Raw genomic sequence first — 20693 nt, forward strand, 5'->3', positions numbered from 1 at the left:
TTCGTGCGGATCCGCGCCCGCCGGTGCGCCGACCCGCCGTTCGTCAGGGATTCAGGCGGGCCGCACCGCGCCGTGGATCGCCGTCTGCCCGGCGAAGAAGATCGACTCCTCGCGGATGGACGCCCCCGGGCCCGGTGCGTGGATCATCATGCTGTTGCCGGTGTAGAGACCGACGTGGCTGATGTTGCCGGAGAAGAAGATCAGGTCGCCGACCCGGATGTCGGTGAGCGGGATCGCCGTGCCCGCGGTCGCCTGCTCGTGCACGGTACGCGGGAGGGTGACCCCGGCGCTCCGCCAGGCCGCCTGGGTGAGGCTGGCGGAATCGTACGAGTCCGGTCCGGTCGCGCCCCAGAGGCACGGCCTGCCGATCTGCGCGCGGGCGAAGGCGAGTGCCGTCTCGGCGCTGCCGACGTAGGCCGAGGGCGCGTTGCCGACGGCGAGGGGAACACCGGCGCCGATGCTCGCGCCCGTGTCGACGGACAGGCCCGTGCCCAGGCCGCCCGACAACTGTCGCTGCCACTCCTCCTGGGCCTGACGGAGGGCTTGTTCCTGGGCCTGACGGAGGGCTTGCTCCCCGGCTTGACGGAAGGCCTGTTCCTCGGCCTGGCGGAAGGCTTGTTCCTCGGCCTGGCGGAGGGCCTGTTCCTCAGCGGCGCGCCAGGCGTCCTCGGCCGGCCGGGCCTCGATCGCCGCGACGGGTGCGGTCCGCTGTGCGACGTGCCTGGACAGCAACTCGCGGGCCGTCGCGAGCTTCCGCTGGATCTGCTCCTTGGAGGTCTTCAACGAGGACGGCCGTGGCCCGGCGACCGGTGCGGCCGGTGCGGGCAGAGCAGGCAGGGACGGCAGGGTCGGCATGACCTGGGTGGCGTCCTGCCGTGTCTCCGGCGCGGCAGGCAGCGCGGCGACGGCCCTGCCGGTCAACTCCGCCACGGGACCCCCGGCCGCCTCGGCGGACGGCCCGGCGGTCAGCTCCAGTACGGGGCGGCCGGCCGACTCCCGCCCACGGTCGGCCGGTTCGTTCTGCGGACGTCCGGCCGGGCCCGCGGGCCGCGTCTCGGCCGCACGGTTCGGCAATCTGTCGGCCGGCAGCCTGGCCGGCGCGGACGGGCCCAACTGCCTGCGGGCCGCGTCGAACCACGGCTTGCTGATGTCGTCGAGGGCCGGATCGCTACGCCTGCGCACGGTTTCGGGCGCCGGGTTGGCTCGGTTGCGGCTCCCCGTGGTCATCGCGCGGGTCCCGTTGACGAACCCGGTGGCGTTCTCAGCCTGGTCGTAGAGGCTGTGGATCCGCTGCTGGACCTCTTCGCGACTCGGCCCGTCCGCATCACTGAGGGCCGACTTCGCGGGGACGGAGCTGCGCGTGCCAGGGAGGCTGCTGCCTCCAGGGCGCGGGGTTCGTTCCGGCGCCATGGGGGGGACGTATCTCCTTCCGTGCTCCGCCTGCCGAGTCGCCTGGAGGGTTCGGGCGGACGATTCCGGAAGGCTTGCCCTACGGCCCCTGCCCTGCCGGGCGGTTGGACCGATTCACCCCAAGGTCGGTTGGGACCCCGGCTCCGGCTGCCCCGAGGGAGCACCGGACTTGGCGGAGGCCGCTCGACCCGGCGAGGTTCGCCGGAGGGAGTCGTGCGGTCCGACGTCAACTTAGCCAATTTGTGTGCCTCGCGTGAAGATTGAAGTGCGAAGTGTCCGATATGTATTTGTGACCTTCGTCGTACTGGGGTCGACATGCCACACGGCGTGACGGTGTCGGCTCTTGAGGTAGCGGACTCCGGGGAGTTCCCCCATGCGGGAGGCGAACACGGCCTCCGGCCAAGCCCGGAGGCCGGAGGCCCATCGACGCGGTGAGATCCGCAACCACGGCTGCGCGGGGCAGGGCCTCGCCCGTCAGGAGCCTGCCCGTGCCCGTCCGATGAGCCCCCGGAGGGCCGGGACCGCCGGGGCTGATGCACGATGGGCGGCGGCGGGCCCCGGCGGTCCGGCCGTGCGGCCGTGCGGCCCGGGTTTCGGGGTGGGAGGGGGAGGTGGCGATGAGTGCGGGCCAGGACCGGGGCTGGGATCAGGGCCAGGGTGGAGGCCTGGATCAGGGCCGTGTCCTGGTCGTGGACGACGACGCGGCGATACGCCGTTCGCTGGAGCGTGGACTGAGGCTCGGCGGATTCACCGTGGACCTGGCCGACGGAGGCCGTCCGGCGCTGGCCGTGGTCCGCAGGACGCCGCCTGATGTGATCGTGCTGGACATCTCGATGCCGGACCTCAGCGGCATCGAGGTGTGCAGGACGCTGCGGGACGAGGACAACGACGTACCCGTGCTGATGCTCTCCGCTCTGGACGAGACCACCGACCGGATCGCGGGCCTGCAGGCCGGCGGTGACGACTACCTCGTGAAGCCTTTCGCCCTGCAGGAGTTGGTCCTGCGCCTGCGCGCGCTGCTGCGGCGCAGGCCGCCGCGGGACACCGACACCGTACGGGCCGGCGGCCTGTTGCTGGATCCCGCCGCCCGCCGGGTGAGCCTCGACGGGCGGCCGGTGGAGCTGACCCGGCGCGAGTTCGAGCTCCTGCACGTCCTCGCCCGCAACGCCGGCCTCGTGCTCAGCCGTGACCAACTCCTCGACCGCGTCTGGGGATACGACTTCGAGGTGCGCACCGACGCCGTCGACACCTTCGTCAGCTATCTGCGCCGCAAACTGGAGACGGCGGGCCGCTCCCGGATCATCCACACCGTGCGAGGCGTGGGCTTCGTCCTGCGCGACGACGACCCGGGAGAGCGGCGATGAGGCTGTCCACCCGGATCGCGCTGGCCGTCGGGGCCGCCGTGCCCGTACTGGTCCTGGCCACCGGCTGGCTGCTGCTGCGGCTGGTCGCGGCGGACCTGCACGACGAGCAGGACACGCACTTGCGTGAGCGCGCGACGGCCGTCGCCAAGGACGCCCGGGGACTGCTCCGGGCCAGTGCCGCCGACCGGTCCGCGGCGGTGCGGCAGGCCCGCGAGCGGCGGCTGTTCACCTCGGCCCTCGACGTCGGCGTCCGGCTGATCGGGCCGGACGAGACCTTCACCGGCGGCCCGCAACCGGCTGCCGCCGTGGCACTGCCCGCGAGTGCGCCGGCCCCGACGACCTTCCGGGCCGACGGCAGGAGCTGGCGGATCCTGTCGACCCAGGTGACCGGGACGCGGCCCGGAGCGCGTGGCACGCTGTGGCTGTTCGCGTCCGACACCGCCGCCGACACCCAGCTGCGCCTGGTCCGCCGCCGCGCGGTGGCCGTCGCCCTGCTCGCCGCCCCGCTGTCCGGGCTGCTGGCCTGGGCCGTCGCCACCCGGGCGAGCCGGCCGCTGCGCCGCCTGCAGCGCCGGGCGAGCGGCCTGGACCCGCGCTCCAGCCCCACCCGTCTGGACCACACCCCGACGCGGATCGCCGAGGTCGACGACCTCGCGCACACCCTGCAGACCGTCCTGGCCCGCTACGACGAGCAGGCCGCCAGGACCGCGGAGGCGCTCGCCACCGCCCGCTCCTTCGCCTCCGCGGCCGCCCACGAACTGCGCACCCCGCTGATGAGCATGCAGACCAACCTGGAGATCCTCACCGAGCATCCGGAGCTCGCCGGGCCCGACCGGGACGACGTGCTCCACGACCTGAGCCGCGAGCACGCCCGACTGCTCGGACTCCTGGTGATGCTGCGCGACCTCGGCCGCGGAGACCTCGTCGAGGCGGACGCCTTCGGCCCGGTCGACCTCGCCGACCTCGTGGAGGCGAGCACGGAGGAACAGCGGCGACGCCATCCGCACGCACGGATGACCGGCCACTGGCCGCCGGGCCTGCGGGTGCACGGCTGGGAGCCGGGGCTGCGGACCGTGGTGGACAACCTCCTCGTCAACGCCCTGGTGCACGGCCACGCGGACGGACAGCCGGCGCAGGTGGAGGTGACCCTGCGCGCGAGCGGCCCCGACGCGCTCCTCCTCGTCGACGACCGCGGCCCGGGCATCCCACCCGCGCTGCGCACCGAGGTCTTCCAGCGCTTCAGGCGCCGACCGGACAGTCCTGGCTCCGGCCTCGGACTCACCCTGGTCGCCCAGCAGATCGCCCTGCACCGGGGCGGGATCCGGGTACTGGACCGCCCCGGGGAGCCGGGGACCCGTATCGAGGTCACCCTGCCGCTCGTCAGCGGCGCGGTGGACGAAGGGGCCACGCTGCCGCTCCGGCGCAACTGGATGATCACGACCGCCGACCGGCCCGAGCACCCACAAGATTTCCACAAAGACGGCTCCTAGCTTTCCGGGGCGTGCGGGCAACCCGCCCGTGAACGCGGAGGAGTTCGTCATGCCAAGTACCAGGAAAACCGTGATCTCGGTCGTCTCGCTGGTCGCCGTCGGTTCACTGTTCGGCGCCGCGGGCGCCGCGACCGCGGACACCGCGAGTCCCGCGCCGTCCGGTACGCCCACGGGCGACGGCGCGGCGGCGCTCTGCCGGCGCGCGCCGAAGATCGACCAACGGATCGACCGAATACTGGAGCGGCTGCGCGCGGACGCGTCACACCGTGGCTCCATCGCCCGCCTCGAACAGCGCGTGGCGAACGCCAGGTCGGCGGGACACACCCAGATCGAGACCTACCTCAACGACCGGCTCACCTCCCGGCGCTCCCTGGTCCCCACCTTGGAGACCCGCCAGAAGGACCTGGCCGACGTCGAGAAGTGGTGCCGGGCCAACGACAACGGACGTGGCAACTGATGCGCGCGCGCCGGACCGTACCGGCCGTGCCGACCGTACTGGCGGTACTGGCCGCCGTACCGCTGCTGGCCGGCTGCGGCCACGGCGGCAACGCCGGGCAGCCGGCGCCCGGCGCCCAGCAGTCGGCGCCCGGCGTCAGGCAGTCGACACCCGGCGTCAGGCAGTCGACACCCGGCGTCAGGCAGTCGACGCCCGCCTCCTCGACGGACCTCGGCCACCTCCGAAAACTCGTCGACGACGCCGAGACGGCGGCGAACACGGCGGAGTCGGACATGGCTCGGGAGTGACGGTCCGCTTCCAGGATCGCCCGGGCGATGGGTTCGGTGTCGCTGCGCCCTCGCCCCTGATCCGGCAGTGGCGCCGGCCGGCGAGCCCGCGGTCAGCCTTCCGGTGGGGACGACTTGCTGGGATGGAGCCGGCGGCGGCCGTCGACCGGGTGGGTCGTGAAATTCGGCCGGTGCAGATGGTGGGCGGGGATGCGTTCGATGACCAGGAGGGCGGCGTCGTCCGCGGGGTGGTCGCCGACGTGGGCGAGGAGGTCGTCGTGGATGTGGCGCAGCAGGACGTCGGGACTGGGGGCGGGGAAGGAGGCGACCCGGTCGAGGAAGGGGTAGAAGGCGCCCGCCGGGGAGCGGGCCTCGATGACGCCGTCGGTGTAGAGCAGCAGGATGTCCCCGGTCTCGAAGGCGAAGGGGTCGGGGTGGTGGCTCGCCGCGGGCAGTTCGCACAGGCCCAGCGGGGGTATCGGATGGCGCGGGTTCAGCACCGTGACCTCGTGCTGGTGCAGCAGCAGAGGCGGGGGATGACCGCAGTTGATCATCTCGGCCTTCGAGCCGTCGTCCGGGATGTCGAGTACGAGCGCGGTGATGAAGTGCTCACCGGGGTCGTGCTCGGTGTCGGCCACGTCGTCGAGGTCGCGGCACACGCTCACCTCCAGCGCCGCCGTCAGCTCGGGCAGGGCGGTGTAGCGGTAGGCACCCTCGCGGAACGAGCCCAGCACCACCGATGCCTCGCCGATGGAGGCCAGCCCCTTGCCGCGGACGTCACCGATGATCACCCGGGTGGCAGCGTGGGCCGCGCGGGCGACCGCGAACAGGTCGCCCCCGATCTGTGTCTCGTCCTCGGCGGCCAGATACAGCCAGGCCACGCGCAACGGCCCGATCCGGTGGGGCGGCGGCCGCAGCAGCACCCGCTGGGCCGTCTCGGCCACCGACCGGGCGCGGCTCAGTTCCCGGGCGCGCCGCTCGCGCAGGTGGCAGACGAACACCACCAGCGCGGAGAGTACGGACAGGGCGACGATCTGCGCGATGTGGTTGGCCGTGGTCAGCCCGCCGTGGAAGACCGCGATGAACGCCTGGGCGGCCACGGCCAGCCCCCCGACCAGCGCCGTCAGCCGGGGCCCGGCCAAGGAGGCGGTGAGGGCGGGCGCGATGACCAGCAACGGGCCCAGGTGGACGTCGAGCGGGGAGTGCATGTCCACCACGGTGATCACTACGATCAGCACGAGGGGAATCGCCACCAGTCCGCGGCCCGACGGCTGCTCCACGAGGCGGTCCACTGACACACGCCGGACTTCCACCTAGCCCATTTTGCCAGGTACGGCCCGTCGGAGCTTGGTGAGAGACGGCGGGTGAACCGGGAGGGAACCGGCACGGGAACCACCGGGGGCGCCGGCGGGGAAGTCGGCGGGGAAGTCGGCGGGAAGTCGGCAGGAAATCTAGTCATAACATGGGTTTATGAGGTCATAGATCCAGCCCGACTACTGACTAAGGCTTGCCTTAGTTTAGGCTTCCCGGCGTGTCACCCTGCCACCGTTCGAAGGGAACCTGATCATGCCTCGCCCTCTGCGGGTAGCCATTGTCGGAGCCGGCCCCGCCGGGATCTACGCTGCCGACGCGCTGCTGAAGTCCGCAGTGGCGGCCGAGCCCGGTGTGTCCATCGACCTCTTCGAGCGGATGCCGGCCCCGTTCGGTCTGATCCGCTACGGCGTGGCCCCCGACCACCCGCGCATCAAGGGCATCATCACGGCCCTGCACCAGGTGCTCGACAAGCCCCAGATCCGTCTCTTCGGCAATGTCGACTACCCGGGGGACATCAACCTCGACGACCTGCGTACCTTCTACGACGCGGTGATCTTCTCCACGGGAGCGACGGCCGACCGCGCACTCGACATACCCGGCATCGACCTCGACGGCTCGTACGGCGCGGCGGACTTCGTCTCCTGGTACGACGGGCACCCCGACGTACCGCGGACCTGGCCCCTCGACGCGGAGAAGGTCGCCGTCCTCGGTGTCGGCAACGTGGCGCTCGACGTCGCGCGCATCCTGGCCAAGACCGCGGAGGAACTGCTCCCGACCGAGATACCGGCGAACGTCCACGACGGCCTCAAGGCCAACAAGGCCCTGGAGGTCCACGTCTTCGGCCGCCGTGGCCCGGCGCAGGCGAAGTTCAGCCCGATGGAGCTGCGGGAGCTGGACCACTCCCCGAACATCGAGGTCATTGTCGACCCCGAGGACATCGACTACGACGAGGGCTCGATCGCCACCCGGCGCGGCAACAAGCAGGCCGACATGGTCGCCAAGACCCTGGAGAACTGGGCCATCCGCGACATCGGCGACCGGCCGCACAAGCTGTTCCTGCACTTCTTCGAGTCGCCGACCGAGATCCTCGGGGAGAACGGCGAGGTCGTCGGTCTGCGCACCGAGCGCACCGCCCTCGACGGCACCGGCAACGTCAAGGGCACCGGCGAGTTCAAGGACTGGGACCTCGGCGCCGTCTACCGCGCCGTGGGCTACCTCTCCGACGAACTGCCCAAGCTGCCGTGGGACGCCGAGTCGGGCACGGTTCCGGACCAGGGCGGCCGGGTGATCGAGGAGACCGGCGAGCACCTGCAGTCGACGTACGTCACCGGCTGGATCCGGCGCGGCCCCGTGGGCCTCATCGGCCACACCAAGGGCGATGCCAACGAGACCGTCGCCAGTCTGCTCGACGACCACGCGAACGGCCGTCTGCACGTGCCCACCTCGCCCGACCCGGAGGCCGTGGACGCGTTCCTGGGCGAGCGGGACGTCCGCTTCACCACGTGGGAAGGCTGGTACCGGCTGGACGCCGCGGAGAAGGCGCTGGGCGAACCGCAGGGCCGCGAGCGTGTGAAGATCGTCGAGCGCGAGGGCATGCTCGACGCGAGCGGCGCGTAGATCGACCTGCCGTGCGGTCGCCGTCCCGGACGGCGACCGCACGTTCCTGTTTCCGGCATCAAGCGGCAGTCAGGCCGCAGTCATGCCGCAGCCAGGTCGTCGTCGGGTCGCCGTCGCGTCCCCTGGCGGTGCGTCGGCGGGGCTCATCAGGACGCCAGGGCTCATCAGGACTTTTCGACGGCGTTCAGGACGGCGTCGGCCATGCCGCGTTCGCCGCGTGCGTTGGGGTGGACGGGGGCGGCGGCCGCGAGGGGGATGAGGGGTTCGATCCAGCGGCTCTCGCGTGCGGAGCAGGCGTCGTGGCCGGTCGAGGGGGCGTAGGTGTCGACGTATCCGGCGCCCGCGGCTTCCGCCTGTGTGCGCAGTGTGGTGTTGAGCCGCTGCTGTTCCTCGTACAGGAAGGTGACGTCGCCGGGGGCGAGGCCCATTTCCCGGCCGCAGTCGCCCGCCTCGGAGGGCAGGATCGCGGGGTATCCGACGACGTAGACCCGTGCCTGCGGAGCGCGGCGTCCCACCTCGGCCAGGGTGTCCGCGAGCCGCTCGCCCGCCTTGTCGATCTTCTGCCGTATCTCGTCCGTGCCGTCGTCGACGTACCGGCTCCGGCAGGGGGCGTCGTCGCCGGTGTACTTGCCGCTGCCGGTCGCGAAGTAGAAGATGCCCGACTTGGCGCACTGTTTGATCAGCTTGCTGAAGCCGATGTCATTGCCGCCGATGCCGATGGTGACGAGTCCGGTGGTGTCGGTGAGGGCGGAGAACTGGGCCGGGTTGGTGCCGCTGTCGGTGGTCTGGGGTGCGGTGAGGTCGGTGATGGTGGCGCCGCTGCAGCTCATGTCACGGAAGTCCGATGCGCCGATGCCGAGTTCTCGGGCGACGAGTGCGGGGTAGTTCCGGTCGGATCGGTCGCATCCGGTGGGGGTCCCGGTCCGGGAGGGGATGCCGGGGCCGGCGGTGTAGGAGTCGCCGAGGGCGACGTACGAGTCCTTCGGCGGTTCGGAGGTGGCCGGGCTCCGCGGCTGCGCGGACACCGTCGAGTTCTTCGACTGTCCGGAGACCGCCGCGCTCTTCGGGGCTGCGTCGGCCGAGTCGTCGCCGCCTCCGACGCTGAGGGCCGCGAAGAAAACGCCGCCCGCGGCCATGGCGGCGAGTCCGGCTCGTGCGTAAGTCTTCATCAGGGGTGTCCTGCGTCCTTCGTCTCGGATGGTCCTGCGCGGTGGCGGGAGAGGGCGACGTCGGCCGGTGTCCTCGGGCCCGGCGGCGGAACGGGGGAGCAGGGCCGCCGGGCCCGGGACCGTGCCGTTCCCCGTCCCCACGGGCCGGCGCGGCAAGGCCACCTCCGCTTCCGGTGGCCCCGGTCCGTGTGCTCACGCCCGGTTTCCTTCACGGTGGGGGAGCCAGGTGCTTGCGGGATCAACGATCCCGGCGCGGGCTCGCCGCCACGAGTGAGCGCACTCCCGAACCGATGGTGTAGCGCGGTACACCATCGGTCCGGCGGAGCCGGCCGTCCGAGGGGCCACCGCGAAGGCGGCGACGGACCTCTATCCGGCCGGGCGGCACACGGGCGACCTCGGCCCGGACTTACGCGACAAGCACGCCCTTCGCACGGGTCCGGGACCGGCTCCCCGCACACTGGGACGCCGTGCACGTCCTGCGCAGGCTTCGCGGAGCGCGGCTACGGCCGGATCTTCGGCATCGCCTCGCCGGCCGGCCGGAACGGCGGTACGGCGACGGGCGGGCACTGCGCGGCGGCCAAGGGCGCAGCGGCCGACCTGACCGAGGTCTTCGCCCGTGGGCTCGGGCCGTTCGGGGTTACCGACAACACGAAGCCCCGGCCGGACGGGAAGTCCGGCCGGGGCCGTGGAGGGTGGTTCAGTTGTCCGCCGGGAACTCACCGGCGAACGCGGCGGCCATGCGGAGCCAGGGCGCGGCCTCGTCGTGGCGCGCCTGGCGCTCCAGGGTGCGCCCCAGCATGAGGTGGGCGTAGTGCTCGACCGGGTCGCGGTCGATGACCTCGCGCAGCTGTTCCTCGGCGCGCCGCAGCTGCGCGGAGTGGTAGTACGCGCGGGCCAGCAGCAGCCGGGGACCGGTCTGCTCGGGGACCTCCTCGACGACGACGGCGAGCAGCTTGGCGGCCCGGTTGTAGTCCTTGGCCCCGAACAGCGCCTGCGCCCGCTCCCAGCGCTCACCGATGGTCTCCTCGTGGGCCACGCCCACGCCGTTGTCGAAGAGGTGCCGGGCAGTCGCCCAGCGGTCGGCCGCGACCTCGCCGTTCGGCTGGAAGTCGTTGAAGTTGTCGATCATGACGATTCCTCTCCGGCGTGCTCTGCGCGCCGATTCGTTAAGCATTCAACGAACGTGTTTCATTCCGCGGTCCCGACCGGAGGCCCCCACGCCCGCCCGACAGAGTCCGGGGGAGCTGTCGATCGGACGGTCTCCCGTTCGACGCACGGGTGAGAGCGGGAACCGCGAACCAAAGGAGTACGGCCATGCCCAAGCTGCGCGCACACAACATCACCGTCTCGCTGGACGGCTTCGCCGCCGGCCCGCACCAGCGCCTGGAGCACCCGCTCGGCGAGGGCTTCGAGGACATGCACGCGTGGATGGTCGCCGCGATGGCGGACCGCGCGGACCGCGCGGACGACGCGGACGACGCGGACGACGCGGACGACGTGGACGGCAGGACCGGGATCGACGTCGAATACGTCGAGCGCAGCGAGGAGAACATCGGCGCCACCATCATGGGGCGCAACATGTTCGGGCCCCAGCGCGGACCGTGGCAGGACGAGTCCTGGAAGGGCTGGTGGGGCGACAACCCGCCGTACCACAACGACGTGTTCGTGCACACGCACCACCCGCGGCCGTCGCTGACCATGGAGGGCGGGACCACCTTCCACTTCACCGACGAGCCCGTCGAGACCGTGCTGGAGCGGGCGTTCGAGGCGGCGGCGGGCCGGGATGTGCGCATCGGCGGCGGTCCCGCCACCGTCCAGCAGTATCTGCGCGCCGGGCTCGTCGACGAGCTGCACCTGGCCATCGTGCCGCGGCTCCTCGGCAGCGGCGAGCGCCTGCTCGACAAGCTGGGGGACGGGATCGACGGCTACAAGGTTGTCGAGTTGATCAGCTCGCCGACCGTCGCGCACGCCCGGTTGCTGCGCCGCTGAGGGCGCCCCGGCGGCCGGGGCTCAGCTCACTCCGATGACGCCGGCCCCGGCGCGCCCGCGCGCAGACCGTCCATGACGAGGTCCAGGAGGCGGGCGGCGCGTGGCTGCCAGTCTCCGTGCGCGTCGATCTGCCAGAGTCCGGCGATGGCGAGGAAGAAGTCCTCGGAGGTCACTCCCGGGCGGATGGTGCCCGCCTTCTCGTTGGCCGTGAGAAGGAGTGTGGCGGCCGAGGACATCGCGCTGTGTCCCAGCCTGGTCAGAGTGCCCTGTGCGAGGGTGGTCGCGCGCAGGGCCTCGGCCAGTCCGACCTTGGTCAGGGCGAACCGGGCGAGGCGGTCCATCCACTCCCGCAGCGCTTGGTCCGGAGTGCGGGTGTCCAGCAACTGGGCCGCCGTGCCGGCGACCTGCTGCACCTCGTGGTGGTAGATCTCCACGATGAGCGCCTCGCGGTTGGGGAAGTTGCGGTAGAACGTCCCCTGCCCCACGCCCGCCTTCTTGGCGATGGCGCTGAGCGGGGCGTTCGCCGACCGGGTCAGCTCCACCAGGGCCACTTGGAGAATGCGCTCGCGATTGCGTTGAGCGTCCGAGCGCAGCGGGGCGTCCCTCTTCTGCTGCACTCGGCCTCCCTTGCCTTCCGTCGTGATTCCGGCTTGCTGAGCGGACAGCTGTCCGCTAGGTTTCAGGGCTAACGGACAATTGTCCGGTTAGGTTCACCATAGCGCCAGATCCGGCCAGTGTGGACCACCGGTGCCCTTTTCCCCGGCACTACCGGGATTTCCCTCGACTTCCCTCGACTTCCCTCGGTGGCAAGCACGCGTACGCAGCAGACGGGCGTACGCGCAAGACAGGCGAAAGAAGGCTGATCATGGCCCCCTCGGCGTCCAGCGCCCTGGAATCCACGTCCAGCACCATCACCCTGCACATCAATGGCGAGAAATACACCCTGCCCGTCGACCATCGCACCACCCTGCTCGACGCGTTGCGCGATCATATCGATCTGACAGGTACCAAGAAAGGTTGTGACCAGGGCCAATGCGGCGCCTGCACGGTGCTGTTGGACGGACGCCGGGCCGTCTCCTGTCTGCAACTCGCCGTCGCCGCGGAGGGGCGCGCGATCACCACCATCGAAGGGGTGGCGGACGGTGAGCGGCTGCATCCGGTGCAGCAGGCCTTCCTCGACCTCGACGGCTACCAGTGCGGCTACTGCACACCGGGCCAGATCTGTTCGGCCCTCGGAGTGATCGAGGAGCACGCGGCGGGCTGGCCGAGCGCCGTGACCGCCGACGTGGGGCCCGAAGCGGATCTCCCACCGCTCGACGCCGAGGAGATCCGCGAGCGGATGAGCGGCAACCTGTGCCGCTGCGGCGCGTATGTGTCGATCGTCCAGGCCGTCGCGCGGGCGGCGCAGGCGCGGGTGCCCGAAGCGCGCACGGCCGACGCCCGCTCGGCACGCGCCGAGGAGGCCGCGGCATGAGGGAGTTCGGCTACGCGCGCGCCTTCGACGTCTCCGGCGCGCTCGCCCTGCTCGGCGCCGACCCCGACGCGCGCTATCTCGGGGGCGGCACCAATCTGGTCGACCTGATGAAGAGCGGGGTGGAGCGGCCCCTACGGCTGGTCGACGTACGCGAACTCCCCCTCGACCGGGTCGAGTTCTCCGAGCGTGACGGGCTGCGCATCGGTGCGACCGTCACCAACAGCGACCTCGCCGCCCATCCCGAAGTGCGGCGCCACTACCCGGCGTTGACCCAGGCCGTGCTGGCCGGGGCCTCCGGTCAGCTGCGCAACATGGCCACGGTCGGCGGCAACCTGCTCCAGCGCACCCGTTGCGGCTACTTCACCGACCTGACGAAACCCTGCAACAAGCGTGTTCCCGGCAGCGGTTGCCCGGCCGTCGAGGGCGAGCACCACAACCACGCGATCCTCGGCGCCTCCGCACACTGTGTGGCCACACATCCCTCGGACATGGCCGTGGCGCTCACCGCGTTCGACGCCGTCGTGTCGTACGAGACGGCGGACGGCCCGGGCGAGTTGCCGCTCGCGGACTTCTATCTGCCGGTGCGGGACACTCCGCACCTGGAGACCGCTCTGCCGCCCGGCGCGCTGATCACCGGCGTCACCCTGCCGGCCGCCCCGGTCGCCGCCCGCTCCCGCTACCGCAAGGTGCGCGAACGTGCCTCGTACGCGTTCGCGATCGGCTCGATCGCCGCCGCGCTCGACGTCCACGACGGTGTCGTACGCGAAGTGCGCCTCGCCTTCGGTGCGGTGGCGTCCCGGCCGTGGCGGGCCCGGACGGCCGAGCGGGCACTGACCGGGGGACCGGCGAGCGCCGAGGCGTTCGCCGCCGCGGCCGACGCCGAACTGGCGGCCGCCGAGACGCTGCCCCACAACGGATACAAGGTGCCCCTCATGCGCAATCTCGTCGTGGCGATGCTGGGCGAACTCACCGAGGAGGCCGCCCGATGACCGGCACGACCACGACCTCGACGACGGCGACCACCGCAACGAGCGGAGCCGTCGGCACCGCGCACACCCGTGTCGAGGGCGTGGCCAAGGTCACCGGGGCGGCACGCTACGCGGGCGAGGTCCCGTACCCCGAACTCGCCCACGGCTGGCTGGTGTTGTCCACCGTGGCCCGTGGCCGGATCCGCGCGGTGGAGTCCGCGCCCGTCCTCGCGATGCCGGGCGTCCTCGCCGTCCTGCACCACGAGAACGCCCCGCGCCTCAACGGCGACTACACGAACGCCTTCGGAGCGCCCGATCCGATCGCCCAGATCTTCCAGCACGACCGGGTGCCGTTCGTCGGCTGGCCGGTGGCGCTGGTCGTCGCCGAGACGCCCGAACAGGCCAGAGAGGCCGCCGAGGCCCTCGTCGTGGAGTACGACGAGGAGCCGCACGACGTCGTGTTCGCCGCCGGACTTCCCGGTGTGTACGCGTCGGAGAGCGCCCCCGCCGCCCGGAAGGGCGACCTGGAGGCCGAACTCGCCGCCTCCGCCGTCGTCGTGGACGCCGAGTACAGCACCCCGGAGGAACACCACAACCCCATGGAGCCGCACGCGGCGACCGCACGCTGGGACGGCGGCCGACTGGAGGTCGTCGACTCCAACCAGGGCAGCAGGTTCGTGGCGGACGAGCTGGCGAAGCTGTTCTCGCTCGACCCCCAGTCGGTGCGGGTGCGCTCCGAACACGTCGGCGGCGGCTTCGGCTCCAAGGCGACCCGCCCGCACTCGGTCGCCGCCGCGATGGCCGCGACCGTCCTGCACCGCCCCGTCCGCGTCGTACTGACCCGCCGCCAGATGTTCTCGCTCGTCGGCTACCGCAGCCCCACCGCCCAGCGGGTGAGGCTCGGCGCCGACGCGGACGGCCGACTGCGCGCGTTCGAGCACCGGGCCGAGTGCCTCACCTCGACCGTCCACGAGTTCGTCGAGCGGTGTTCCGAGTACGGGCGTGCCATGTACGCCTCCGACGCGCACCACTCCGAAAGCCGCGTCGTACGGCTCGACGTGCCGACCCCGAGCTGGATGCGGGCCCCCGGCGAGGCACCGGGCTCCTTCGCGCTGGAGTCCGCGCTCGACGAACTCGCCGAGAAGTGCGGCCTCGACCCGATCGCGCTGCGTGCCCGCAACGAACCGGACGTCGGCCCCGTCTCCGGGCTGCCGTTCAGCGGCCGCAACCTGCTCGCGTGCTTCGAGGAGGGGGCCCGCCGGTTCGGCTGGGCGGAGCGCGACCCGCGGCCCGGCATCCGCCGCGAGGGGCGCTGGCTGCTCGGGACCGGCACGGCCGCGTCCACGTTCCCCGTGCTGTCCGCGCCGTCCACGGCGGCCGTGACGGCCGAACCGGACGGCACCTTCACCGTGCGGATCACCGCGTCCGACATCGGGACCGGGGCGCGTACCGCGCTCACCCTGATCGCCGCGGACGCGCTGGAGGTGGCGCCGGAGCGCATCCGGATGCGGATCGCGGACAGCGACTTCGGCTTCGCGATGATCGCCGGCGGTTCGATGGGCACCCGCTCCTGGGCCTGGGCGATCAGGGTCGCGGCGGACGAGCTGCGCGAGCGGCTGGCGCTGGGCGGCGGCATCCCGCCCGAGGGGATCACGGCACGCTCGGACACCTCCCAGGCCGTCGGCGCGCTGGAGCAGAAGGAACGGCACTCCTTCGGGGCGCAGTTCGCCGAGGTCGCCGTCGATGTCACCAGCGGGGAGGTGCGGGTGCGACGGATGCTCGGCATCTTCGCCGCGGGCCGGATCGTCAACCCGCTGACCGCGCGCGGGCAGTTCCTCGGAGGCATGATCTGGGGCCTGTCCATGGCGCTCCACGAGGAGGCGGTCCGGGACCGTGCGAGCGGCGGCCACGTCGGCGCGGACCTCGCCGGCTACCACTTCTCCGCACACGCCGACGTACCGCACATCGAGGCGGACTGGGTGGACGACCCCGACCCGGACGACCCGGTCGGCATCAAGGGCATCGGCGAGGTCGGGGTCGTCGGAGCGGCCGCGGCGATCGCCAACGCGGTCTGGCACGCGATCGGCGTACGCCACCGCGACCTGCCGATCCGCCCCGACCGCGTGCTTCTGGCGGGCACGGGAACGGGAGGGGACCGGGATGCTTGACATCGCCGACGAACTGCACCGGTGGGTCGAGGAGGGCCGGGACTTCGCCGTCGCCACTGTCGTGAGCGTCGGCGGCAGCGCCCCGCGGGGTCCCGGCGCCGCCCTCGCCGTCGACAGCGGCGGCACGGCCATCGGCTCGGTCTCCGGCGGCTGCGTGGAAGGCGCCGTGTACGAGCTGTGCGTCGAGGCGCTGCGGGACGGCCGTACGGTGCTCGAACGGTTCGGCTACAGCGACGAGGACGCCTTCGCGGTGGGGCTGACCTGCGGCGGGGTCATCGACATCCTGGTCACGCCGGTGACCGCGGACACACCGGACCGGCAGGTGTACGTGGCGGCGCTGTCCGCCGCCGCCCGAGGAGGGACGGCGGCCGTCGTCCGCGTGGCCCGGGGACCGGCGGAACTGCTGGGCAGGACGCTGCTCGTCCGCCCCGACGGGGGTCCCGGAGGCTCGCAGGAGGGGAGTCTCGGCGGGAGTCCGGAGCTGGACCGTACGGCGGTGGGTGAGGCGCGCGCCATGCTCGCCGCGGGCCGCACCGGCACCCTTGAGCTCTCGGAGGACGGCTCACGCTGTCCGGGCGGCGTGACCCTGCTCGTCGAGTCGAGCGTGCCGCCGCCCCGCATGATCGTCTTCGGTGCCGTCGACTTCGCCACGGCGCTGGTACGCGTGGGCAAGTTCCTCGGCTACCACGTGACCGTGTGCGACGCCCGCCCCGTGTTCGCCACCCGGGTCCGGTTCCCCGACGCGGACGACATCGTGGTCGACTGGCCGCACCGCTACCTCCGGCACACCGGGACCGACGACCGTACGGTCCTGTGCGTGCTCACCCACGACGCGAAGTTCGACGTACCGCTCCTGGAGGTGGCCCTGCGGATGCCGGTGGCGTTCGTCGGCGCCATGGGGTCGCGCCGCACCCACGAGGACCGCGAGCGGCGGTTGCGCGAGGCCGGCCTCACCGAGCGGGAGCTGTCCCGCCTGAGGTCTCCGATCGGGCTCGACCTGGGGGCCCGTACGCCCGAGGAGACCGCCCTGTCCATCGCGGCGGAGATCGTCGCCGCGCGGGAGGGCGGGACGGGCGCCCCGCTGACCAGTTGCGGGACACCCATCCATCGGAACGGCGACGAGCGCGGGACCGGCGTGGCCGGGACACGGGAGGCCGCCTGACGGACCCGGCGGGCCCGCGTACCCCCCTCGGGCCCGCCGGTCGGCTCTCCCCGCTCGGCAGGTTCGCCGATGAACGATCACGTCGGACGACTTCTGCGCGAGCCGTTCCGCTCGGCCAGTCTGGAGGTGTCGCCGGTTCCCGGCGGGCACGGACCTGGGAGGTCGGAATGGACACGATGCACGCGGTACGCGGCCACCGGCGGGGCGGTCCGCGGCAGCTGACCTACGAGGTCGCCGTGCGCCCGGTGCCGGGCGACGGCGAGGTACTGGTCGAGGTGCGCTCCGCCTCCGTCACGGCCGGCGAGCTGGACTGGGACGCGACCTGGACCGACAGCTTCGACGGGAGCGGCAGCCCGCGGGTGCCGATCGTGCCCTCCAAGGAGGTGTCGGGGGTCGTCGCCGTGCTGGGTCCCGGGGTGACGGAGTGGAGCGTGGGGGACGAGGTGTTCGGGCTGATCCCGTTCACCCGGGACGGGGCGGCGGCGGAGTTCACCGCCGTGCCGGCGGCCGTGCTCGCCGCCAAGCCGGCGACCCTGGACCACGACCACGCGGCGGCACTGCCGCTGGCCGGGCTGACGGCCTGGCAGGGTCTGGTGGCGCACGGCGGTCTGCGTCCCGGTGCCCGCGTGCTGGTGCACGGCGGTGCGGGCGGGGTCGGCTCCTTCACGGTGCAGGTCGCGGCCGCGCTCGGTGCCTCCGTCATCGCGACCGCCGGCGCCGAGGCCGCCGACTTCGTCCGGGAGCTGGGCGCCGAGCAGGTCATCGACTACCGAGACGAACGCTTCGAGGAGCACGTCAAGGACGTGGACCTGGTCTTCGACACCGTCGGTGGCGAGATCCAGGACCGCTCCTGGCAGGTGCTGCGTCCGGGCGGCCTGCTGGTGAGCGTCGTCGCCCCGCCCGACGCCACGAAGGAGGGCGGCCGGTTCTTCGTGGTGGAACCGGACCGCACCGGACTTGAGGAGCTGTCCCGCCTGGTCGACGCGGGCACGCTGGTCCCGTACGTCGACACCGTGCTGCCCCTCGCCGAGACCGCGCAGGCGTACGAGGCACTGGAACGGGGCCGGCGCCGGGGCAAGATCGTGCTGCATGTGTCCTGACGCCTCCTGGGACGGCGCCCACAATTCAGGAACCCGATGCCGCACCCGCACCCGATGCCGCACCCGCACCCGATGCCGAACCCGAACCCGAACCCGAACCCGAGCGCGCCAGCCACTCGTACGCGGCTCGCGCCGTGAACTCCGCCTGGCCACCGCGCAACAGCAGCCCCGCCGTGGCGAACGCCGGGTCGTCGGCCTGCGCGGCCACGTACGGGATCGCGATGCAGCGCATCCCGGCCGCGTGCGCGGCGGCGGCGCCGGGAGCGGCGTCCTCAAGGACCACGCAGCTCGCCGGGGCGCAGCCCAGCCGGCGCGCCGCTTCGAGGAAGACGTCCGGAGCGGGCTTGCCGTGCGCGACCTCGTCGGCGGAGACGACGGTGGTCAGGTGGGAGGCAAGGCCGGTGCCCGTCAGGATCGCCTCGATGGCGGCCGGTGAGGAGCCCGAGGCCACGGCCATCGGGACGCCCTCGGCGGCCAGCAGCTCCACGAACTTCCGCATCTCGGGGTACACGTGGGTGGCAGCGCGGGCCAGTTCCAGATAGCGGCGGTTCTTGTCGGCGAGCAGGACGTCGAGCGGGGCCCGCAGGCCGTACCGCTCCTTCCAGAGCGCCAGCGTCTCCTGGGTGCTGATGCCGACGTACCGCTCGTGCTCGGACCAGGTGAAGTCGGTGATGCCCTGCTCGGCGAGTGTCTGGCGCCCGGCCTCGAAGTAGTTCGGCTCACTGTCCACGAGTGTTCCGTCGAGATCGAAGATGACCGCAGTGCTGCCGAGAGTGCCCATGCGGTCCAGGATGCCAAGGGGCCACGCGCTGCCATGGACCGGCCCGGGTGGTGTGGCGCCATGGACCGCCCGGCCCTGTCCCGCCCGGTGCGACCGGGTCAGCTTCTCGCCGCCCGGCCGATCGACTCCACGAGCGGCAGCACCCGGTGTGCGACGCGCTCCCGCAGCGCCACCTCGGTGCGGGTGCGGACCACCCCGGGCATGCTGATCAGCGCCTGGATCACATCCTCCAGGTGCGCGTTGTCCCGCGCCACGACCCGGGTGAGCAGATCGCCGCCGCCGGTGATCGAGAAGGCCTCGATGATCTCCGGTACGGCGGCGAGCGCGTCGCCCACCTCGTCGAGATGGCCCTGCGTGACCTCGATGTGCACGAAGGCGAGAACGGGGTGGTCGAGCGCCGCGGGGGACAGCGAAGGCCCCGTACCGGTGATCACTCCGTCCCGCTCCAGCCGGTCCAGGCGGGCCTGCAGCGTGCCGCGGGCGACACCGAGCGTGCGGGCGTACTCGCGGATGCTGGTGCGCGGCTGCTCCAGCAGCAGCCGCAGGATGCGGGTGTCGAGTTCGTCCACGGCCATGGTCCGTCGGCCTCCCTACGGCCTGAGGTGATCTTCGCCGACCGTACCAATGGCTCAGCCCGCCGGAGGACTGTGGGGCCAGTTGGCTCCGGGGGGTGCACGCCCCCCCGGAGCCAACCGCGCGAACTCGACAGTCCGTCCTGGAACCGCACCGCATCCAGCGGCCGTGCGCCGGTCCTTCGGTCCTAGGCCCCGGTCGGCCCGCTGAGGCCGGCATTTCTGGCCCGTCCGGTGCGCAGCTTCTGTGCGACGAGTGCCAGGGCGCTGAAGGCGATGACCGCCGAGCTGTAGACGACCGAGGTTTCGTGCAGGCCCACGTTCGTGGTGGCGAACCCGGCGACGACGGCCGGGATGCTGAAGGCCAGGTAGGAGATGACGAACGCGACCGCGAACAGTTCGCCCCGTTCGGCCGGCTCGGCGATCCGGGCCAGGGTGCCGAAGCTGGCCAGGGCCGACCCGCCGAAGCCGATTCCGGCGATGGCGGTACCGACGGCGGCCAGCGTGAGCGAGTCCGCCTGCACCCCGCTCAGGCCCACGGCCGTCCCGAGGAGCAGCAGGGTCGCCGAGAGGGCGAGCGTGCGCTCGGTGGGCCAGCCGCGCAACGCGAACACCGTGATCGAGGCGGGGCCGCAGAGCAGGGTGACCACGAGCCCGCCGATGACGTGACTGGACAGGCCGAACAGGTTGGCGGCCACGGACGGACCGAGCGAGAGGTACAGCCCGCCGAGGGCCCAGCTCGCCACCAGGATCGGTACGAGGGCGATCAGGTCCCGGCGCAGTCGTGGGGCGACGCCCAGGCGCGGCTGCAGCGACCGTACGACGCCCGGTCGGCGCTGTGCCGTCTCGGGCAGCAGGGCGACGAGCGCACCGGCGAGCACCAGGCCCGCGAGCAGCAGTACGTAGACCAAGCGGGTCGGGTGCGGTCCGTACTGGGCCAGAATGCCGCAGCCCAACGCGCCCAGGCCGAGTCCGAAGGTCGGGGCCGCGCCGGTGATGACGCCGGCGCGATGCGGGGCGTGCGGCGGATTGAGATCGACCAGTGTCGCGCCGAGGGTCGTCATGGCCGCGCCGGTGGCGATGCCCTGCACCAGGCGGGCCAGCAGAAGTATCGAGACGTCGTCGGCGACGATGAAGAGCACCATCGCCACCGCTTCGAGGGCGATGGCCGAGGCCAGCACCGGTCGGCGGCCGATGTGGTCGGACAGCGCCCCGAGCACCAGGAGGGCCCCGATCATGCCGACCACGTACACCGCGAACACGGTGGTCAGCGTGGTGGCGGAGAAGCTCCATTCGTGCTGGTAGATGACGTAGAGCGGCGACGGTGCGCTTGAGGCGGCCATGAACAGGATGAAGACGGCCGCGATGGAGGTGAAGGCCACCGGCCGGCTC

At 72.3% G+C, this 20693-nt stretch carries 19 protein-coding genes; 11 read left to right on the plus strand and 8 right to left on the minus strand.

Features of this window, described 5'->3' with window-relative positions; all coding sequences use genetic code 11:
- Nucleotides 1-51: 51 nt before the first annotated feature.
- The gene (locus tag RV986_RS45825; protein ID WP_475923008.1) at nt 52-1410 is read right to left on the minus strand and encodes a C40 family peptidase; all 1359 of its coding nucleotides are present in this window, start codon (nt 1408-1410) and stop codon (nt 52-54) included.
- Between the two features lie 617 nt (nt 1411-2027).
- On the opposite strand from RV986_RS45825, the gene RV986_RS45830 reads away from it, so the two are divergent.
- Genes RV986_RS45830 through RV986_RS45845 form a run of 4 tightly spaced genes read left to right on the plus strand, consistent with a single transcriptional unit; the run spans nt 2028 to nt 5008 of the window.
- Nucleotides 2028-2774 carry a response regulator transcription factor gene (locus RV986_RS45830; RefSeq protein WP_475923009.1) on the plus strand — a complete coding sequence of 249 codons (747 nt, stop codon included), beginning with the start codon at nt 2028-2030 and terminating at the stop codon, nt 2772-2774.
- Nucleotides 2771-4264 (plus strand): sensor histidine kinase, encoded by a 1494-nt coding sequence (locus RV986_RS45835; RefSeq protein WP_475923010.1) that lies wholly within the window; start codon nt 2771-2773, stop codon nt 4262-4264. Before RV986_RS45830 ends, RV986_RS45835 begins: the two co-directional genes overlap by 4 nt.
- Before the next feature lie 49 nt (nt 4265-4313).
- Nucleotides 4314-4721, plus strand: coding sequence for a hypothetical protein (locus tag RV986_RS45840; RefSeq protein ID WP_475923011.1), 408 nt, complete (start codon nt 4314-4316; stop codon nt 4719-4721).
- A gap of 26 nt (nt 4722-4747) precedes the next feature.
- Nucleotides 4748-5008, plus strand: a complete 261-nt coding sequence (locus RV986_RS45845; RefSeq protein WP_475923012.1) for a hypothetical protein — start codon at nt 4748-4750, stop codon at nt 5006-5008.
- Between the two features lie 92 nt (nt 5009-5100).
- On the opposite strand, the gene RV986_RS45850 is transcribed toward RV986_RS45845, so the two are convergent.
- Entirely contained in the window at nt 5101-6285 is a 1185-nt protein-coding gene (locus RV986_RS45850; protein ID WP_475923013.1) for a PP2C family protein-serine/threonine phosphatase, read from the minus strand.
- A gap of 268 nt (nt 6286-6553) precedes the next feature.
- Here RV986_RS45850 and RV986_RS45855 point away from each other — a divergent pair, with 268 nt between their 5' ends.
- Nucleotides 6554-7918, plus strand: coding sequence for an FAD-dependent oxidoreductase (locus RV986_RS45855; protein WP_475923014.1), 1365 nt, complete (start codon nt 6554-6556; stop codon nt 7916-7918).
- 164 nt (nt 7919-8082) lie between these two features.
- Here RV986_RS45855 and RV986_RS45860 read toward each other — a convergent pair whose 3' ends face one another.
- Nucleotides 8083-9087 carry an SGNH/GDSL hydrolase family protein gene (locus RV986_RS45860; RefSeq protein WP_475923015.1) on the minus strand — a complete coding sequence of 335 codons (1005 nt, stop codon included), beginning with the start codon at nt 9085-9087 and terminating at the stop codon, nt 8083-8085.
- 697 nt (nt 9088-9784) lie between these two features.
- Nucleotides 9785-10216, minus strand: coding sequence for a tetratricopeptide repeat protein (locus tag RV986_RS45865; RefSeq protein ID WP_475923016.1), 432 nt, complete (start codon nt 10214-10216; stop codon nt 9785-9787).
- Between the two features lie 185 nt (nt 10217-10401).
- On the opposite strand from RV986_RS45865, the gene RV986_RS45870 reads away from it, so the two are divergent.
- A complete protein-coding gene (locus tag RV986_RS45870; RefSeq protein ID WP_475923017.1) occupies nt 10402-11076 on the plus strand; it encodes a dihydrofolate reductase family protein in 675 nt (224 codons plus the stop codon).
- A 26-nt stretch (nt 11077-11102) separates the two neighbouring features.
- On the opposite strand, the gene RV986_RS45875 is transcribed toward RV986_RS45870, so the two are convergent.
- A complete protein-coding gene (locus RV986_RS45875; protein WP_475923018.1) occupies nt 11103-11693 on the minus strand; it encodes a TetR/AcrR family transcriptional regulator in 591 nt (196 codons plus the stop codon).
- A gap of 248 nt (nt 11694-11941) precedes the next feature.
- Here RV986_RS45875 and RV986_RS45880 point away from each other — a divergent pair, with 248 nt between their 5' ends.
- From RV986_RS45880 to RV986_RS45900, 5 genes are all read left to right on the plus strand, one after another.
- Nucleotides 11942-12550, plus strand: coding sequence for a (2Fe-2S)-binding protein (locus tag RV986_RS45880; RefSeq protein ID WP_475923019.1), 609 nt, complete (start codon nt 11942-11944; stop codon nt 12548-12550).
- A complete protein-coding gene (locus tag RV986_RS45885; protein ID WP_475923020.1) occupies nt 12547-13539 on the plus strand; it encodes an FAD binding domain-containing protein in 993 nt (330 codons plus the stop codon). The genes RV986_RS45880 and RV986_RS45885 overlap by 4 nt, the downstream gene beginning before the upstream one ends.
- The gene (locus RV986_RS45890) at nt 13536-15686 is read left to right on the plus strand and encodes a xanthine dehydrogenase family protein molybdopterin-binding subunit (protein ID WP_475923021.1); all 2151 of its coding nucleotides are present in this window, start codon (nt 13536-13538) and stop codon (nt 15684-15686) included. The genes RV986_RS45885 and RV986_RS45890 overlap by 4 nt, the downstream gene beginning before the upstream one ends.
- Nucleotides 15679-16848, plus strand: a complete 1170-nt coding sequence (locus tag RV986_RS45895) for an XdhC family protein (protein WP_475923022.1) — start codon at nt 15679-15681, stop codon at nt 16846-16848. The genes RV986_RS45890 and RV986_RS45895 overlap by 8 nt, the downstream gene beginning before the upstream one ends.
- A gap of 167 nt (nt 16849-17015) precedes the next feature.
- Nucleotides 17016-17948, plus strand: coding sequence for an NADP-dependent oxidoreductase (locus RV986_RS45900; RefSeq protein WP_475923023.1), 933 nt, complete (start codon nt 17016-17018; stop codon nt 17946-17948).
- A 25-nt stretch (nt 17949-17973) separates the two neighbouring features.
- Here RV986_RS45900 and RV986_RS45905 read toward each other — a convergent pair whose 3' ends face one another.
- The 3 genes from RV986_RS45905 to RV986_RS45915 all read right to left on the minus strand — a co-directional run bounded on the left by RV986_RS45905 (nt 17974) and on the right by RV986_RS45915 (nt 20683).
- Nucleotides 17974-18729, minus strand: a complete 756-nt coding sequence (locus tag RV986_RS45905; RefSeq protein ID WP_475923024.1) for an HAD family hydrolase — start codon at nt 18727-18729, stop codon at nt 17974-17976.
- Between the two features lie 98 nt (nt 18730-18827).
- Nucleotides 18828-19304: an Lrp/AsnC family transcriptional regulator gene (locus RV986_RS45910; protein ID WP_475923025.1), complete on the minus strand. Its 477-nt coding sequence runs from the start codon at nt 19302-19304 to the stop codon at nt 18828-18830.
- A 185-nt stretch (nt 19305-19489) separates the two neighbouring features.
- The gene (locus tag RV986_RS45915) at nt 19490-20683 is read right to left on the minus strand and encodes an MFS transporter (protein ID WP_475923026.1); all 1194 of its coding nucleotides are present in this window, start codon (nt 20681-20683) and stop codon (nt 19490-19492) included.
- Nucleotides 20684-20693: the final 10 nt, after the last annotated feature.

This window comes from Streptomyces sp. RLA012, from assembly GCF_056270325.1.